General features: G+C 66.6%; 2 pseudogenes. One reads left to right on the plus strand and one right to left on the minus strand.

Annotated elements, in window-relative coordinates:
• A pseudogene (locus A5736_RS13830) lies at positions 1–203 on the minus strand (dihydrodipicolinate reductase); the annotation flags it as partial.
• A 164-nt stretch (positions 204–367) separates the two neighbouring features.
• Here A5736_RS13830 and A5736_RS13835 point away from each other — a divergent pair.
• A pseudogene (locus tag A5736_RS13835) lies at positions 368–608 on the plus strand (dihydrodipicolinate reductase); the annotation flags it as partial.

A 608-nucleotide genomic window follows, 5' to 3' on the forward strand; every position in this document is an offset into this window, starting at 1 on the left:
AGGGCGATCAGCGCGTCGGCATCGCTGGTGGCGGCGAGGCCGATCGGCTCGCCGTTGGCGAGTTCGCCGGCGTCCCTGCCGACCTTCTCCGCGGAGTGCACCCACACGCCGACCAGATCCAGATCGGGGCGTCGGTGGATGGTGCGGATCGCGATCGACCCGATGCCGCCCGTCGCCCAGACCACTACCCGCTGGGTCGTCATCCTGTTCCTCCTGTTAAGAGAGTAGGCACTATCCTAATGAACAAATCTTAGGTTATGGTGCTGTTGATGCTCACGCTGAGGTTCGACCTGCGTGCTCCGAGTTGGGCTGGGCCGGCCGCCGACTACGTGCGCCGCGGGCGCTCATGAGTAGGGAGGTGAACCCTATGCGTACCGTCGTGTGGTCGACGGGGGGAGTCGGGTCGATCGCCATCGATGCGATCCGCCGCCGGCCAGACCTGGAACTCGTTGGGGTATGGGTGCATTCGCCCGACAAAGTCGGCAAGGACGCCGGGGAATTGGCCGGCATCGAGCCGCTGGGTATCGCGGCTACCAACGATGCCGACGCGCTGATCGCCCTGGCGCCCGACGCGGTGGTGTATGCCGCGAGCGGTCCCGAGCGCGACG

The sequence above is a fragment of the Mycobacterium sp. SP-6446 genome (assembly GCF_001954045.1).
Classification (GTDB): domain Bacteria; phylum Actinomycetota; class Actinomycetes; order Mycobacteriales; family Mycobacteriaceae; genus Mycobacterium.